Source organism: Glycomyces rhizosphaerae (assembly GCF_042647865.1).
Lineage (GTDB): Bacteria > Actinomycetota > Actinomycetes > Mycobacteriales > Micromonosporaceae > Glycomyces > Glycomyces rhizosphaerae.
In genome coordinates, this window is sequence record NZ_JBHRWO010000004.1 from 692,402 (window position 1) to 707,703 (window position 15,302).

The 15,302-nt window shown below is 69.0% G+C and carries 11 protein-coding genes; 6 read left to right on the top strand and 5 right to left on the bottom strand.

Annotated features, from left to right (window positions below; all coding sequences use genetic code 11):
- Positions 1-17: 17 nt before the first annotated feature.
- Both ACFO8M_RS04125 and ACFO8M_RS04130 read right to left on the bottom strand, forming a co-directional pair.
- Entirely contained in the window at positions 18-1,475 is a 1,458-nt protein-coding gene (locus tag ACFO8M_RS04125) for an RICIN domain-containing protein (protein WP_387970864.1), read from the bottom strand.
- Between the two features lie 203 nt (positions 1,476-1,678).
- Positions 1,679-3,028, bottom strand: a complete 1,350-nt coding sequence (locus ACFO8M_RS04130) for a hypothetical protein (protein WP_387970867.1) — start codon at positions 3,026-3,028, stop codon at positions 1,679-1,681.
- Between the two features lie 545 nt (positions 3,029-3,573).
- Between ACFO8M_RS04130 and ACFO8M_RS04135 the strand changes: the two genes are divergently transcribed.
- Positions 3,574-4,611 carry a S66 family peptidase gene (locus tag ACFO8M_RS04135; RefSeq protein ID WP_387970869.1) on the top strand — a complete coding sequence of 346 codons (1,038 nt, stop codon included), beginning with the start codon at positions 3,574-3,576 and terminating at the stop codon, positions 4,609-4,611.
- Here ACFO8M_RS04135 and ACFO8M_RS04140 read toward each other — a convergent pair.
- Positions 4,595-4,765 (bottom strand): hypothetical protein, encoded by a 171-nt coding sequence (locus tag ACFO8M_RS04140; protein WP_387970872.1) that lies wholly within the window; start codon positions 4,763-4,765, stop codon positions 4,595-4,597. The genes ACFO8M_RS04135 and ACFO8M_RS04140 overlap by 17 nt on opposite strands.
- 26 nt (positions 4,766-4,791) lie before the next feature.
- Between ACFO8M_RS04140 and ACFO8M_RS04145 the strand changes: the two genes are divergently transcribed.
- On the top strand, positions 4,792-6,006 hold the full coding sequence (locus tag ACFO8M_RS04145; RefSeq protein WP_387970875.1) for a glycosyltransferase: 1,215 nt from the start codon (positions 4,792-4,794) through the stop codon (positions 6,004-6,006).
- A gap of 6 nt (positions 6,007-6,012) precedes the next feature.
- Here ACFO8M_RS04145 and ACFO8M_RS04150 read toward each other — a convergent pair whose 3' ends face one another.
- Positions 6,013-6,681 (bottom strand): cellulose binding domain-containing protein, encoded by a 669-nt coding sequence (locus ACFO8M_RS04150; protein ID WP_387970878.1) that lies wholly within the window; start codon positions 6,679-6,681, stop codon positions 6,013-6,015.
- A 268-nt stretch (positions 6,682-6,949) separates the two neighbouring features.
- On the opposite strand from ACFO8M_RS04150, the gene ACFO8M_RS04155 reads away from it, so the two are divergent.
- The 4 genes from ACFO8M_RS04155 to ACFO8M_RS04170 all read left to right on the top strand — a co-directional run bounded on the left by ACFO8M_RS04155 (position 6,950) and on the right by ACFO8M_RS04170 (position 13,200).
- The gene (locus tag ACFO8M_RS04155; RefSeq protein ID WP_387970881.1) at positions 6,950-9,268 is read left to right on the top strand and encodes an FdhF/YdeP family oxidoreductase; all 2,319 of its coding nucleotides are present in this window, start codon (positions 6,950-6,952) and stop codon (positions 9,266-9,268) included.
- A gap of 222 nt (positions 9,269-9,490) precedes the next feature.
- Complete coding sequence (fdhD, locus tag ACFO8M_RS04160) at positions 9,491-10,312, top strand: formate dehydrogenase accessory sulfurtransferase FdhD (RefSeq protein ID WP_387970883.1); 822 nt, start codon at positions 9,491-9,493, stop codon at positions 10,310-10,312.
- Positions 10,313-10,960: 648 nt separating this feature from the next.
- The gene (locus ACFO8M_RS04165) at positions 10,961-12,658 is read left to right on the top strand and encodes a DUF6055 domain-containing protein (RefSeq protein WP_387970886.1); all 1,698 of its coding nucleotides are present in this window, start codon (positions 10,961-10,963) and stop codon (positions 12,656-12,658) included.
- A gap of 137 nt (positions 12,659-12,795) precedes the next feature.
- Complete coding sequence (locus ACFO8M_RS04170; RefSeq protein WP_387970888.1) at positions 12,796-13,200, top strand: hypothetical protein; 405 nt, start codon at positions 12,796-12,798, stop codon at positions 13,198-13,200.
- Positions 13,201-13,257: 57 nt separating this feature from the next.
- On the opposite strand, the gene ACFO8M_RS04175 is transcribed toward ACFO8M_RS04170, so the two are convergent.
- Positions 13,258-15,180, bottom strand: coding sequence for an immunoglobulin domain-containing protein (locus tag ACFO8M_RS04175; RefSeq protein WP_387970891.1), 1,923 nt, complete (start codon positions 15,178-15,180; stop codon positions 13,258-13,260).
- Between the last annotated feature and the right edge of the window lie 122 nt (positions 15,181-15,302).

Here is a 15,302-nt window from a genome sequence, read left to right on the forward strand (position 1 = left end):
CCCCAGGGACCTCGTCGCTAAACGCCGAGCCAGGACTGGGGACCGGAGTAGGTGCCGAGGAGCCCGGGGAGCTCCGAGGCCGAGTTCAGCGTGTAGGAGTAGAAATCGGACGGGTTGAAGGCCGAGCCGCGGGTCTCCTGCCTTCCGGTGCAGCCGGAGCAGATGCTGCCGCTCTGGCGCAGCTGCGCGGTCGTGTCCGCGTAGTACGGGTCCTTGACGTTCTGGAAGTAGGAGTTCTCCAGGACCATCTTGGTCTGGCCCCGCGAGTAGTTGCCGTAGCCGGTGACGCCCTGCAGGTAGTTGTTGTACAGGTGCGCGTAGGCCACGTTGTCGGTGCTCGGGTTGCGCGAGTTCGTGCCCTGGAACCAGTTGTGGTGGATGGTGATCCGGGCGGTGACGTTCTCGGTCCAGCCGATGCCGAACGTCTTGTTGTTGGGGCCCAGCTGGTTCCATGAGACGGTGAGGTTCGTGGTGTCCTTTCGAGAGTCGATGAGGCCGTCGTTCATGTCGGCGAGGCGGTTGTGGTCGATCCAGACGCGGTCGGCGCCGTCCATCTGGATGGCGTCGTAGTCGTACATGTCGTCGCCGGGGTCGTCGTCGGCCATCTTCGTGTCGCGGATGGTGAGGTTCCGGATGATGACGTTGCTCGTGGCGTCGCCGAGGAAGAAGCCGCCGCCGACGATCTGGCCCGCGGTGCCGACGCCGATGATCGTCTTGTTCGAGGAGACGGGGACCTCTCTGCCCTTGGGGCTCATGTTGATCGTGCCCGCGACCTTGATGGTGTAAGCCCCGGAGGAGGCCGCGTAGCGCTCGAGGTCGGCCTGCGTGGTGACGGTGACGGTGGTGCCGCCCTGCCCGCCGGTGGTGCCTTCGCCGAAGCCGTCGAGGACGTCGACGCCCGCGGGCGGACCCGAGCCGCCGACGGGGACGAGCTCCCACTGTTGGTTCGTGGCGCCGGTGGGCGAGAACTGGGAGATCCTGCCGCCGTTGGCGGTCGACCACTCCCAGACGTCGAGGGCCTTGCCCGTGGCGCGGTTGACGAACGTGGCGTAGCCGCCGCTCTCCTGAATGCTCCACTGCTGGTTGGTGCTGTTGGCGTCGCCCCACTGCTGGATCTTGGCGCCGTCCGCGGTGCTGCCGTTCTCGACGTCGAGGACCTTATTCGAGTGCCGGGCCTGAATACGGTAGTAGCCGCCGCCTGAGTCGACGAACCGGAACTGCTGGTCGTACGAGCCGTTGCTCGCCCATTGGACCGCTTCGGCGCCGCTGTCGGTCGAGGCCGCGCGGATGCCCATGACGAGACCCGAGTGGCGGGACTCGAGGTTGTACCAGGTGCCGACTTCGAAGGCCTGGGCTTTGGCGCTCTGCCAGAAGGCCAGCGAACTGGCCGCCAGGGCGCCTGCGAGGAGGACGGCGAGCGCCAGCACGAGGCGTCTATGCCTGTGCAGGGCACTCGGGATGGGGGAGGAGGTCATGGTGCTTCCTGTTCTGAGGGTGCGGGTCGCGACCGGCGGACGGCGGGCGCCGCCCGCCTAGAATCGAGACTCCAACATATTTAATTTCTTCAATTTACATAACCGACGACCGGCCCCGCAACACCCCGACCGCACCTTCTCCAAATCGGACGCCGACCGACGCCGGCGGTTCGCACCCGAACCGCCGACACCGGCCGGCATTGCTACCAGGGAATGCCCAAGGACTCGGCGAGCTCTCGCGAGCCGCCGATCACCCTCGCGAACCGCTTCGGGTCGGCATCCCTGAACCGCTGCACGATCCGATCGACGATCGCGGTGACCGCGTCATCGTCCACAATCGCCGCATCCGGTACCTCGACCTTGTACTCGAACTGAAGCCACGGCCGATCCGATGAAGGCGAAGGCACCTCCGGATGGGCGAAATGCAGCCTGAGCACCGAGCGCTCGCGGTTCCACGAGTCGGCGGAACCGAACCGGCACTCCCAACGGGACATGAGCCCCGGCTCGGCCTCCATCCGCTCACGCAGCAGCCTCGCGACGCGACGGGCAGGCCACTCCCACGCGAAGTCACTCGCGGCCCGGGCGACCTCCGTGTCGTACGCGGCGGCGTCGAAGCTGAAGCGCTCCGGGTCCCCCTGCGCGCCACGGGTACGCCAGACCTCCCACTCGACACGCCCGCGCGCCTCGACCCGCCGGATCCGCGCCCGCAACGCACCGCAGCAGCCTTCGGTGCAATCGGCCTCGGCGAGAACAACCTCCCGGGATTCCGCGGTGGCTTGAAGACCGTCCTCAGCGCCTTGGAACCGTTCCGGAATTCTCGGCATCCCCATGCCGAAGGAACGCGGCTCGAGCGGCACGCCGTCGATGAGCAGGTGCGTCCGCACGTCCCCGGGGGAGCCGGGCTGCGGCACCGCGATCCGGATCGCCAGTCCCTCCGGGAAATCCCCGGACCGATCCCGTTGAGCTTCAATGACCTGATGGTGCAACCAGATCGCCTGGCTGTCCCCGGGGCGCCGCGCCACCTCCGCCTTGACCGCCTCCAGAGTGCAGGGCGCGGACAGCCACGCCCCGAGCCGTTCGATAGCCTGCCGGCGCTGGCCGGGGGAGTATCCGAGCAGGGCGCACGGGCCGTACCGGATCCCGTCGCGCAGCCACACCATCGAGACCGGCGTCTGCGGGCCATCACCCATGAGCAGCGGGTTCTCGGCGGCGGCGACCACCGCTGCAGCGAGGCGCTCGTTTCCTCGGATCCATTCGGGCGTGCCCTGGAAGTCCTCGGTCATCCGCAGGAGTGTGATCGCGTCGCCGACCGAAAGCGCCGCCACGAGGGCGTTGATGTCGGCAATCGGCGCTGCGCCGAGCGTTACCGCGAACGGATGACGCTCCCTGAGCGGCACTCGATTGGCGAGGGCGAACAGGCCCGGAGTTCCGAGTCCCAGCCGTTTGAGGGCCCTCAGCGCGATGGACCTGTAGTTGCGACCGAGCAGCGCGAAGGTGCCGATCAGGTCGGTGTCGCCCGGCTCACCGGACCATGCAAGGAGCTGGAGGCCCACGCGCACTTCGGTGCCGGTGACGCCGGTGCGGAGCAGGCGGAGTGCGATGGTCCGTGCCTGGTCGTCCCGCAACCCGAGGTCGATCGATTTGGGATCGAGCCGGAGGCGTTGGTCGTTCAGGAGTCCACGGAGTTGTTCCGTGAGCCGTGCGAGATCGGTGTCCGAACAGGAGGCAGCCGACCGCACCATTTCGGCCAGCTCCGCCTCGGCGGCTTCCCGATCCCGCTGGCGATCCTTGAAGTTCTCGCGGGTTGGGGGGAGCCGATCCTGCCACAGCGCCCGGCCGCCCGGCCGGGGCTGCTCGATGGATTCGCGAAGGTCCTGGACTTCCGCTTGGGGGAGCGGGCCTTCGGGGAAGCGACCGCTGAGGTCGCGGATGCGTTGGAGAACAGCGACGAGGTCGGGTTCGAGCGCACTGCGCTCGCCGGACCGCGTCATGAACCTGAAGTGCTCGTTTCGTTGAACATCATGGGCGACAATCTACTCCACACCCGCAACCGGCGGTATCGGATACCGCGGGACGACCGCACCGGTAGCCTGGCGCGATGCCGCTGTATCCGCCGAAGCCGGTGCCGGGCGACCGTGTCGCGATCGTCTCGCCCTCGTCGGGGCTCCCGGCCGTGCTGCCACTGCCGTATGAACTCGGCCTGCGCCGCCTGACCGAGTCGTTCGGGCTGGTGCCCGTGGAGTACCCGACCACGCGCAGAATGGGCGCGAGCCCGGCCGATCGGGCGGCGGACCTGCACGCGGCGTTCGCCGACCCGTCCGTGAAGGCCGTCATCAGCAGCGTCGGCGGGGACGACCAGATCACGGTGCTCCCGCATCTCGACCGGGACCTGATCGCGGCGAATCCGAAGCCGTTCTTCGGGTTCAGTGACTGCACGAACCTGCTGGCGTTCCTCGCCGAAACCGGGATCGTCTCGTTCCACGGCGGCGCGGTCATGACCGCGTTCGGCAGGCCGGGTTCGATGCACCCGGCGACCGAGGCCTCCTTGCGGGCGGCGCTCTTCGAGCCCGGCCCGTTCCTCCTCGCCGAGCCCGCGGGGTTCGGCGAGACGTCGGGGGACTGGGCCGACCCGGCCACATTCGAACGCCCGCCTGTGATGCGCGAGGCCCCCGCCTGGGAATGGCGCAACCCGGGTCCGGCGGTGGAAGGCCGGGCCTGGGGCGGGTCCCTCGAGGTCGTCTCCTGGCTGCTCATGGCCGACCGGTGCATTCCAGAACCCGACCGGTTCGACGGCGCGGTGCTGTTCTTCGAGACTTCGGAGGAGATGCCGAGCGCGACCGACGTGTACCGCGTCCTGCGCTCGATCGGCGAACGCGGTCTTCTGCAACGGTGTTCGGCGTTCCTGATGGGACGGCCGAAGTCATCGAGCTTGGACCGTCGCCTCGACGCCTCCGATGCCGACCGGTTCCGTTCCGAGCAGCGGGAAGCGGTCCTGCGCGTGCTCGACGAGTACGTGCCGGGCACGCCCGCCGTCCTCGGTGTCGACTTCGGACACACCGACCCTCAGCTCGTGATTCCCTACGGCGGAACAGTTCGGGTCGACGGCGAGACGAAGACCCTCACCGCGACGTACTGACCAGGTACTCGTCGATCAGGGCCGCGTTGGCGTCGAGCGGATCGACGGCGTCGACGAGGAGGCGATCGACCTCGATCTCGGAGTCAAGCTGGCCGAGCCGTACCCCGAACGGTCGGGCCTGTGTTGCGCACGCGTCGCAGAATGGGCGGCCCACGGGCCGACCTATCGAACGGGGGAGCGATGCGGGTCCTGCTCTCGGCCTACGGGTCGCGCGGCGACATCGAGCCGATGGCCGCGCTCGCGGTCAGCCTGCGCGCGCTCGGCGCTGAAGCGCTGGTGTGCGCCCCACCCGATGCCGAGTTCGCCCGGCTGCTCGCAGACGCCGCTGTACCCATGGTCCCGGCCGGACAGGCCGTGCGCCCCGTGGTGACCGGGGCCGAGGCTCCTCCAGCGGGGGACTTCGCCGATCGGACCGCCGCGATCATCGCCCAGCACTTCGACCGGATCACCACGGCCGCAGCAGGATGCGACGCCATCGTCGCGACCGGCATGTTCCCCGTCGCGGCCGCAGCTCGGACCGCCGCCGACGCGCTCGGCCTCCGGTACCACCATGTGAGTCTCCAGCCGACGCTGCTGCCGTCGCTGCACCACCCGCCGCCTGAGCGACTGGGTCGGCCCCTCCCGCCCGGCACGACCGACAACCGGGCCCTCTGGTCCCACGACGCCGCCAGCATGCACGCACTGTTCGGCGAGCCCGTCAACCACCATCGCGACTCGATAGGCCTGCCGCCCTTGGTGAACGTCCGCGACCAGATCTTCACCGACCGCCCCTGGCTCGCGACCGACCCGGTGGTGAGCCCGTGGCATCCCGCCGACTTCGACGTCGTCCAGACCGGTACCTGGCTCCTGCCCGACACACGCCCCCTCCCCACCGAACTCGAGGCATTCCTCGAAGCCGGTCCGCCACCGGTCTATATCGGATTCGGCAGTATTCCATTGCACCCCAAGGCGAGCGCCGCACGCGTCGCCATCGGGGCCGCCCGCAGGCAGGGCCGCCGCGTCATCCTTGCCAGCGGCTGGGCCGGCCTTGACCTCATCGACGACCGCGACGACTGCATCGCCGTCGACGAGGTCAACCACCAGGCGTTGTTCAAGCGAGTAGCCGCCGTCGTGCACCACGGCGGCGCGGGCACGACCGCCACCGCCGCGATCGCCGGTGCGCCCCAAGTGGTCGTCCCGCAGATCGTGGACCAGCCCTACTGGGCCCGTCGCGTCGCCGAACTCGGCATCGGCACCGCGCACATGGGCCCGAACCTCAGCACCAGGTCGCTCACGGCCGCAATCGAAACCGCCCTCGCCCCGGCCATCCGCGAGCGCGCGATCGAGACGGCCGCGACGCTCCGCACCGACGGTGCGACCGTGGCTGCGAAGCTCCTACTCGACGCTTCGCGTTGAAGCCGTTCAGGATCGTGCCGTGCACGGCACCGAATCGGGAAGGTCGAGGTCGTCGTCGGTCTGCGCCTGGAATCCCGCGATCGCGTTCTCGTCCGGATCGAGGCGGGCGTTCCAGCCCTCGCTGCCGTACCGGCCGTCGCCGAGGTCCCGCATGTTCCAGTAGTTGTAGATCTCCGCGCCATCGAGATCGAGGTCGAGCTCCCAGGACTCGAGCGCTTCGCCGCCGGTGTTGACCACCTCCACGGAAACCTCGATCGAGCCCTCCCACTCATTCTGGAGGGCGAGGCTCGCGGTGCAGCCCGAGTCGGCCGGAGTGGCCGCCTCCTCCTCCGGTGCCGTCGTATCGCTCGGCGGCAACGGATTCGAGGTCTCGCTCGACGGTTCGGCACTCGTCGCCGCAGCGTTCGACTCCGAAGCGGACTCGCCGGCCGAGCTCGAGGCCTGCGCCGAGTCCGTCGCGCCCTCGGTAACCGTGCCGTCCGGGATCGACGGCGTCTCCAGACCCTCTACCGTGCCGACCGTGTCGGGCTCGGGATCGCCGCCGAACACATCGAACTGCCACAGGGCGATCGCGGCGGCGATCACCGAGACCGCGCCCAGGACCTGGAGGAGGCGGCCGTGCAGGCGACCGCGTCGGCCGAGTGCATCGCCGAAAGCGCCGTCGTGCTCGTCCATCACCACCGCTTTCCACTCTGGACCGCGATGCGGGCCAGGGACGGTGGACCCGCACTGGTCCGCGTCGTTCAGCGTACCCGGACGGTCACCCCGAAGCGGTCCGCGCTGTTTCGCCCCGATACCCGGTGAACTGGGATTTCAGTCGGGATCGTGCCGGTCTGTAGCGAATCCGACACTGCTCGAGGCCGAGTCGTCCGACCGACAGGCGAGTCCGGAGCCGCCGAGTGTTCCCTGCCGGTCGACCGCCGCCCCGACCTACACTTTGCGGATGAGCAAGGCGCCCGACCTCGACCCCGCCCAGGACGCACCCGACGTCCGCCGCCCGAAGCACCACGCCGTTGGCCTGCCCGCCGTGGTCAACTCGGTCCGGTTCGTCGGCTCCCAGGCGGGCGTCAAACGGGGCCTGCCGCTCCTGCGCGACGTCAACCAGACCGGCGGCTTCGACTGCCCCGGCTGCGCCTGGCCCGAACCCGGGCACCGCCACCCCGCCGAGTTCTGCGAGAACGGTGCCAAGGCCGTCGCCGAGGAGGGCACCCGCCTCCGCGTCGCCCCCGAATTCTTCGCCGCCCACAGCGTCGCCGACCTCGCCGACAAGTCCGGTTACTGGCTCGGCCAGCAGGGCCGCCTCACCGAACCCGTCTACCTCGCCGAAGGCGCGAACCACTACCAGTCGATCGGCTGGGACGAGGCCTTCGCGCTCATCGCCTCCGAGCTCGCCGCTCTCGACCGGCCCGACGACGCCGCCTTCTACACGTCCGGGCGCACCAGCAACGAGGCCGCGTTCCTCTACCAGCTCTTCGCTCGCAAACTCGGCACGAACAACCTGCCCGACTGCTCGAACATGTGCCACGAATCCTCCGGAGCCGCTCTCGCCGAGACCATCGGCATCGGGAAGGGCAGCGTCACCCTCGACGACCTCCACGAGGCCGACCTCATCATCGTCGCAGGTCAGAACCCCGGGACCAACCACCCGCGGATGCTCACCGCCCTCGAGAAGGCCAAGCGCGCCGGCGCCCGCATCGCCACCGTCAACCCCCTGCCCGAAGCCGGCATGCAGCGCTTCAAGAACCCCCAGGCCGCGCGCGGATTCGTCGGGCGCGGCACCGAACTGACCGACCTCTTCCTCCAGATCAAAGTCGGCGGCGACCTCGCCCTCTTCAGCATCCTCAACCGGATGCTCCTGCGCGCCGACGCGATCGACCATGCTTTTCTCGACACGCACACCCACGGCTTCGAGGCCTTCGCCGCCCACCACGGCACTGGTGACGATGCCGCGGCGATGGCCGAGGCCGTCGAACGCACCGGCCTTCCCGAAGCCGACATCGAGCGCCTCCTCGCCATGGTCCTCACGGCCGACAAGATCGTGGTCTGCTGGGCGATGGGCCTGACCCAGCACCGCCACGCCGTCCCCACGATCCGCGAGGTCGTCGCCTTCCTGCTCCTGCGCGGCAACATCGGGCGGCCCGGCGCCGGGGTGTGCCCGGTGCGCGGGCACTCGAACGTTCAAGGCGACCGCACCATGGGCATCTGGGAACGCATGCCCGACCGGTTCCTCGACGCCCTCGGCACCGAGTTCGACTTCGCGCCGCCGCGCGACCACGGGCTCGACACGGTCGGCACGATCCGCGCCATGCGCGACGGCGACGTCAAGGTCTTCTTCGCCATGGGCGGCAATTTCGTTTCAGCCAGCCCCGACAGTGCGGCCACCGAGGCGGCCATGCGCCGCTGCCGCCTCACCGTGCACGTCTCGACCAAACTCAACCGCTCGCACGTGGTCACCGGCGCCCGGGCGCTCATCCTCCCGGCCCTCGGCCGCACCGACATCGACGTCCAGGGCAATGGAGGGTCCGGTCGCGAGCAGTTCGTCACGGTCGAGGACTCCATGGGCATCGTGCACGCCTCGCGCGGCAGCGTCCCCGCCCTAAGCCCCGACATGCGCTCAGAGGTCGCCATCGTCACCGGGCTCGCCCGCGCCGTCTTCGGCCCGGACGACACCGTGCCCTGGGAGGACTTCGCGGCCGATTACGACCGCATCCGCGACCGGATCGAACGGGTCGTGCCCGGCTTCGCCGACTACAACGCCCGCGCCCGCGTCCCCGGCGGTTTCGCGCTCCCGCACGCGCCGCGCGACGAACGCGTCTTCCCCACGGCCACAGGCAAAGCGAACTTCACCGTGAACCCGGTGACCTCGCCCGAAGCCGGCCCCGGGCGGCTGCTGCTCCAGACCCTGCGCAGCCACGACCAGTTCAACACCACGATCTACGGGCTCGACGACCGCTACCGCGGCATCCACGACGGCCGCCGCGTCGTGTTCGTCAACCCCGACGACGCCGCCGAACTCGATCTTGTCGACGGCGCCTACTGCGATCTGGTGAGCGAATGGACCGACGGGGACCGCCGCGCCCCGCATTTCAAGATCGTCCACTACCCGACCGCCCGCGGCTGCGCCGCGGCGTACTTCCCCGAGACGAACGTCCTCGTGCCGCTCGACTCGGTCGCCGAGACGAGCAACACCCCCACTTCCAAATCGATCGTGGTGCGCTTCGAGCCTGACAGCGGCGAGCCGGCCAGGGCCGTCGAGCCTTGATCCGAATCGGGGGCCCCTCCCCCCGCCCCCACCCCACCCACCCCGAATTTCGCAGGCCTTCGAGCCGGCAGGTGCCGACTCGCGGACCTCGCTTCCAGGATCCGCCCGGTCGTGAATTCGGACCTCCTTCCTCGTTGTTCCCGGCCCGCCGCGCTATACAACAAGTAGGCCTCGCCGAACCTGAAGCAGACCTGAAGACATCTGAAGGGAACCTGAAGCCCCATGGGCCGCGTGACCGTCCGCCGCAAGACCACCCGCCTCGCCGGCGCCCACCGATCCGAGCGAGTCGACACGCTCGCCGTCGAAGAGCCCCTCGAACTGCGGGTCGGGGGCGAATCGCTGCAGGTCACCATGCGCACCCCCGGCGACGACTTCGACCTCGCCACCGGCTTCCTCCTCTCCGAAGGCGTCATCACCAAACCGGGCGACGTCCTCAGCATGCGGTACTGCGCCGGCGTCGACGCGAACGGCGAGCAGACCTACAACCTCCTCGACATCGCGCTGGCCGCCGGCGTGGCGGCCCCGCCGAAGTCCGCGAAGCGGAACACCACCGTCACCTCGGCGTGCGGGGTCTGCGGCAAGGACAGCCTCGAGGACGTCCGGACGAAGGCCGCCTGGAGCGTGGCCGAAGACGACACGATGGTCAGCGCCGAGGTCCTCGCCTCCCTCCCGGACCGACTCCGCCAGTCGCAGAAGATCTTCGACCGCACCGGCGGCCTCCACGCGGCGGGCCTGTTCACCGCGGACGGGAAGCTCCTCACCGCCAAGGAAGACGTGGGCCGCCACAACGCGGTCGACAAGGTCATCGGCCAGGCCCTCCGCGAAGGCCTCGTCCCGCTGCGCGGCACCGTCCTGGCCGTCTCCGGCCGCGCCTCGTTCGAACTCGTCCAGAAAGCGGTCATGGCCGGGATCCCCGCCCTCGCAGCGGTATCGGCGCCGTCCTCGCTCGCCGCCGACCTCGCCGAGGAATCCGGTCTGACCCTCGCCGGATTCGTCCGCGACGACACGATGAACCTCTACTCCCGCCCCGATCGCATCACCTGACCCCCAGTGACTATGGCGCCCTGGGATTTTCGTTCAGGTTTATGTGCCTATGCGCCCCGGGGGCGAAGTGCCTCGGTCGCAACGGTGTAGCGGAAACCGGCCGCTGAAATCCTCCGTCCCTTGCATAGCCATTGCCTCACCCGATATGACCGTGCGAACTCGATGCGGGGCAGCGATTTCCGCCGCAGGGTCGAGACCGTCCACGCCGCCTTCACCGCCCACCAGCGGGTCGACGCCGACCCCCACTGCCCGACCTTCCCCTAGTCCGATCCGAAGGGCCCGGCGGAAGCGACCGCAAACGCACCCGCCGTGCCGATCCCGCCGCGGGCGCACCCGCCCGCGGCCATGCTTCCCCTGGAGCTCTGACCGGCGGGCGAACGCGTCGGCTGCCGCATCGTGAGGGGCGGCGGATGACCGCACGGAGGCTGAGGTTCGCGGCCGGGGCGCGATTTCGTGTGATTTGCGAGGTTTGTTTCTGAAATTCCCTGCGCTTGTGCCGGTGCTCCGCGGCGGGATCTAATATTTACGTCCGTGAATATTAATTGCGGTTCGGACCGTGGGCTCGGGTTGGGTGTTCGCGCGGGACCACTGCGGGATCGGCCGCGGGCGTGCCCGATGTGGTTGCGCCCGAACGAAGGAGCTCAGCTCATGGAAGTCACGCGTAGCCGGAAGCGGCGGCTCGGGGCCGTCGGGTTGGCGGTGGGGGCGGTCATGGCCGCCTCAGTCGCGGTGGTGGCGGCAGTCCCGGCATCTGCCGCCGCATGCGACGCCGTCCAGTACTCGATCACCTCCCAGTGGGGCACAGGACACAACGCCGCCGTGTCCATCAAGGCCGGGAGCGAATCGATCAACGGATGGAAGGTCGAATTCGACCTGCCGTCAGGCTCGACCGTCCAAAATGCTTGGAACGTCGACTACACCCAGTCCGGCTCCCACTTCACCGGCGAGGACGTCGGCTGGAACGCCCAGATCGCCTCCGGCCAGACCAAAGAGGTCTTCGGCCTCACCGTGACCGGCACCGGCACCATGCCGACCACCTTCAAGGTCAACGGAGTGGCCTGCGGCGGATCGAGCACGCCCACCGAGACGCCCAGCCAACCCGATCCGACCGGAGAACCCCAGCAGCAGAAGCAGACCCGCACCCCCAGCTTCCTCATCGAGGCCGGAGCCGAAACCGACAACTACGTCGAGTCCGCGAACTTCACCGTCCGCTGGGGCGACGCGATCGACGCCGTCGCCTGGGGCCAGCAGCACGGCTACAGCAACTATCCGCAGTGGGTCGCCGACCATATGGAGGAGATCTACGACTTCTACGTCAACGAAGTCGGCTTCGTCGACCCCGCCGACCACAACGTCGGATCGCAGTACCGGATCAACCTGTACCTCTGCGGCACTTGGTCCAACGACTTCCTGCCGCCCGCGAACTGGGCCGGGCCCGACGACATCGGCGTCGGCCACATGTGCCTGCCGTACGACAAGATCTGGGACGACTGGGTCGAATCCCACGAGTTCAACCACATCATGCAGTCGTATGCGGTGGACATCAACATCGAGAACGGCAACGGCGGCGGCTGGGGCGCCGGCAACCCGATCGCCGGACCGGTCTGGGAGGCCCACGCCAACTACATGGCGCGCATGAAGCGTCCTGAAGTGACCGTCGGCTCGGGCTACTTCGTCGACCGTCAGCACCAGCGCTGGCTCGCGCAGGAGACCTACTACGGCGACTGGATGCTGTTCAACACCATCCGCGACCTCTACGGCCCCGAAGTCATCGACCGGTTCTGGTACGAGGCCAAGCAGGGCGAGCATCCGATCGACACGATCAAACGCGTGCTGCAGCTCGATCAGCAGGAGTTCGCCACGCTCATCGCCGAGTACACGTCCCGGCAGGTCACCTACGACTTCACCGACGGCGCGGCCATCCGCACCGACATGTGGCGCGGCGGCGGCAGCTACCGGCCGCTCCACACCGACCCGCTGACGAGCCTCGGCTCGAACCGCTACCGCATCGCGAACACGGACGCGCCGCACCAATACGGCCACAACGTCATCCGCCTCAACCCGACCACCAGCAACGTGGGTGTGCAGCTCGCCGGGGCCTCAAGCCTCTCCGGCGCCGACTGGCGCTTCCGGCTCGTGGCGGTCAAGGCCGACTTCTCGGTCCGCTACAGCAGCATCTTCGCTCCCGGCCAGACGGCCGACTTCTCGCTCCAGAGCGGGGAGACGCACATGATGCTCGTCGTGGCCGCCACTCCGTCGCAGCACCGCAACTACACGATGTGGCAGACCGGCGTCGGCGACCCGTTCCCGTACGAACTCACGATCACCGGCGCCACGCCTTCATAACTCCCGACACCGATGACGGGGCGGGCCGAAAGGCCCGCCCCGCGCTTCGATGCGGCGCCGGGGCGGGGCGAACCGTGTTACGGTCGAGGTCATCCCCTCATCGGGTCCGATCGCATTCTTCATGAAGCAGGCCCGCCATGGCGCACGACGATTCCGTTCTCATCGCATCCGGACTGCAGGTCCTCAAGCGGTACGCCTCCCAGGGCGAGACGCTCACCTACGCCGATCTCAACCGCGAACTCGGCGAGCCGTTCAAGCTCGGCGCGAATTTCCCCGGCCAGATCGGGAAGCTCTGCGACGACATCACCGCCGCCCACTCCAGCGCGACCGGCCTCGAGCTCATGATCTCGGTCCTGGTCTGCGACAGCGAAACGGGGCTTCCCGGCGACGGCTTCTTCAAGCTGGCCGCGAGCCTCGGGCGCCTGGCCCCGACCGGTGACGTCGATGCCAAGCGCGCCTTCGTGAAGGCGCAGGAGCGGAGGGTCTTCATGGTCTTCCGTCCCGCGAAGACCTCGACCTCCGGTTTCGCACCGAATCGCTGACCGGGCAAGCGCTGAACGGGCCCCGCCGCACTTGCGACGGGGCCCGGTTTCGTCGGGTCAGCGGAGGCCGTACGAGCGGATGGTGGTGTGCGTGACCTCGGTTCCGGCGTCGTCGGTGGCGGTCAGGCGGAGCGAGACGAACGCGGCGTCGTCGGGGTGTTCGAGGGTGGCGGTGTCGCCTTCGAGCGCGGCTTCGGTCCAGGTCTGGCCGTCGTCGTAGGAGACTTCCAGGCCCATCGACTCGGCGGTGTGCTCCCACGAGTCGAGTGCCAAGGTGAGTTCCTGGGGCTGGTCCCGTTCGGCCCAACCGCTTTGCACGGCTGTGGATTCCACGAAGACGACCGGGAGGTCCACCAGCGCCTCGTCGACGGTCGCGGAGTCGAACTGCCATTCCATGGACGATTCGACGGCGAACAGCGCGGTCTTGGTGCCGCGGGTGGCCTCGGCAGTGAGGGTGTAGCGGCCTTGGTCGCCTTCGGGCAGTGCGATGGAGAAGTCGGCCGGGTCCTCGGCGCTGCCGAGCTCCTCGCCGTCGCGGGTCAGCGTGACGGAGCCGGTCTCGTATCCGACCAGGTTCACGGTCTCGCCGTCGTGGCTCGCGGCCGGGGTGAGGTTGCCCGCGATCGTGTCACCGAAGCGGATGACCGCGGCGGTGCCCACGGCCAGTGGGCCGTCGCCGATGACCCGCTCGACCGCGCCGGCCGGCAGCGCTTCGTCGCCGCTGTAGCTCGTGAAGCCCTCGGTGAGCAGGTGGTCGGCGTCGAACAGGCCCGCTTCGACGGTCCGGTCCCAGAGGATCGGCTCGGCGCTGTAGAGGTTCGTCGCCTGTGACGGGAAGGCGCGGTCGACGCACTGCCCGAACAGGAAGAACTGGTCCTCCCAGGCCCGCGGGTAGTCGCATTGGCTCCCTTCGAGTTCGACGCCGAGGTCCTGGTACTCGGTCGATTCGACCGCGAGGTCCGCGTCCGCGACGGTGTACGCCGGGTCGGCGGGCAGCGCACCGGTCTCGCCGAACGCGAGCGTGTAGGTGTAGGGCTCGGCGGCGTCCACCGGGCCCGTCAGCACCGGCTGGTAGATGAAGTTGAACGTGGAGTCGGACGCGTCGGGCTGCGGCAGGAGGTAGGCGTCCGAGTCGGCGTCCATGAATTCGAAGGTGCCCAGACTGCTGTTCTCGGCGGCGGCCTCCATATAGAGCACGTGCTCTTCGAGTTCGGCGTCCTCGCGCTCCACCTCGACGCTGACGGGCGCGGCCGCGGCGGCGTCGACGGCCAGTTCGGCCGGCTCCTCCCCGACGGTGACCGGGGTGAAGCCGTAGACGGTCTCGCCGCGCTCGGTTTCATTGGCGCGGTTGATGAGCAGTGTCAGGATCAGGTAGTCGCCCGGTTCGAGTTCGGCGGTGCCGGTGCCGTCCTCGCCGATCGTGATGTCGCCGGTCTCGTCGGTGCCCTCCTTCATCCAGGCGACGACGGACTCCTCCGGGACGCCGCCGGAGCGGTCGCTGACGCTGATGCTGAGCTCCTGCGCGGCCTCTGATGCCTTGGCCTGCTGGGCCGCCGGGACGAAGCCGGCGTAGTCGCGGGTGTCGAGTTCGGACTCACCGACCGCGGCCGCGTCGGTGTGGCCGCCTGCGAGCAGCCGGGAGACGTTGTATCGGCGCGGGTCCTCGTCGCCGGAGCGGATCGCATCGAGCATGTCGGTGGGGACGACGACCACGTCGTCCGAGCCGTCGTGCGCGGTCTGTCCGACGAAGCCGACGTCCTCACGGCCGGCGGCCGGCTCGACCTCGATGCCGCCGCCGGGCGACAGCCGCACCACGTCGCCGGTGGGCAGCGTGACCGTCCCCGCTGCGGCTTCGGATACCGTTGCGCCCGTTTCGTTTCGGGGGTCGTCCTCGGCATTGGCGATGGCGCCGCCCCAGGCGGCGGCTCCTCCCAGCGCGGTGACCGCAAGGGCCGCACCGATAATGCGTCGATTCCGCATCGCACTCCTCCTCTGTGGCGCATGGCCCCGGGCGGGCCGCGCCGACAGGGGACGCCGCGAGGATCCTCGATGGTTGCATACCGAGGATCCATTGATTTCCGACGATCACCGCAAGCAGTGCG